Annotated in this window: 1 protein-coding gene; it reads left to right on the top strand. The window is 29.5% G+C overall.

Features of this window, described 5'->3' with window-relative positions; genetic code table 11:
- Window positions 1–593 precede the first annotated feature (593 nt).
- Window positions 594–1,442 (top strand): serine protease, encoded by an 849-nt coding sequence (locus tag FTV38_RS17510; RefSeq protein ID WP_163146740.1) that lies wholly within the window; start codon window positions 594–596, stop codon window positions 1,440–1,442.
- Window positions 1,443–1,469 lie beyond the last annotated feature (27 nt).

Below are 1,469 nucleotides of genomic sequence, written 5' to 3'. Positions count from 1 at the left end.
TTTTAAAAGTTTTGATTATTTTTTGATCCAAAATTAAATTTATTTAAATCAGATGCTTACATATTTATGCAACAAAGCCACTTATACTTATTTAAATAACGCTAATAACTAAGCCCAAAAAACACCTAGACCCAGTGCTATACACGCTTAGTTTTTTATATTTCAAAAGAGTATTTTAGCAAATATCATAAAAGATCGGTCTATTCTCAAGCCGGTTTTCTATATCGCAGAGCATCATGGCTTTATCATAGATATATGAATATTAAGATAAATAAAAAGCCCTATAGTCTCTCCCGTTACTATAAGGCTTATAAAACGCTGTAATTTTTTTCTTAATTACCTACTTTTCGATGTAGGTTATGAATATATTTTACCTATTGGTAAAAATAAAGATATAAGACAAAAGATGAATACGTTAGGAATTCCGCGTAAAAACTACTAATTTCGTATAACCACCATTATGTTAAATGAAAAAATATATTGATTTAAATTTTGTCAGAATGAAGTATTTATTTTATTGATTAAAATAAAAAATAAAGATTAATACTATGATAAAAAATAAGAATATTTATTGTGACTATCGGAAAAGATTTATGAATAAAACTATGAGTGTGGCTGAGGAATTACTTTATTCAACAGTAAAAATTACTGCATACTTAAATGGAAAAGCTCATAGTACAGGGACTGGATTCTTCACAGCCTTCGATAATGATGGAGAAAATTGCTTTCTAGCTCTGGTGACAAACAAACATGTAATAGAAAAGAGTGATCAAATAAAAATCATTTGTCATGTAAAGAATAATGAAGGAGAACCTTCAGGAAATTTTGTCGAACTAAGCATTGGGATAAACGATAAACAGGTTATCTATCATCCTGATACGAAAATTGATTTATGTGCTATCTCTATTGCAGGTTTGATAAATCAAGCAATAGATCAAGGTATGCCAATATTCTATAAATTTTTAGATTTATCATTAATACCGAATACCGATGATTGGCAATATTTTGATGCTATTGAAGAAGTAACAATGATTGGCTGTCCTAATGGTATTTCTGATGAGGTAAACCATCTACCTATTATTCGTAAGGGAATAACGGCCTCTTCTCTTGCAAAACTATATAATGGAAAACAAGAGTTTATGGTTGATATGGCTTGTTTCCCAGGATCCTCTGGATCACCAATTTTTTTATATGATAAAAAGGGGTATTTAGACAGAAAAACTAATACTTATTATATGGATAAAAGTCGAATTCATTTAGTTGGTATATTATATGCGGGGCCGCTAATAAATAATAATGGACAAGTAATTCTGGCTCAACCTCCTCAAGTAACAGTTGCAGCAATGATGCATTTAGGTAATGCAATAAGATCAACAGAACTTCACGTACTGAATGATGAAGTTCGTAAATTTAAATCCACATTAATTTCTGCTCAAGTTTAGAATTCCTAAAATTAACATAATACACGT

The sequence above is a fragment of the Acinetobacter sp. YH16044 genome (assembly GCF_013417145.1).
GTDB classification, from domain to species: domain Bacteria; phylum Pseudomonadota; class Gammaproteobacteria; order Pseudomonadales; family Moraxellaceae; genus Acinetobacter; species Acinetobacter amyesii.
This window is presented reverse-complemented; position numbering and strand designations above follow the sequence as displayed.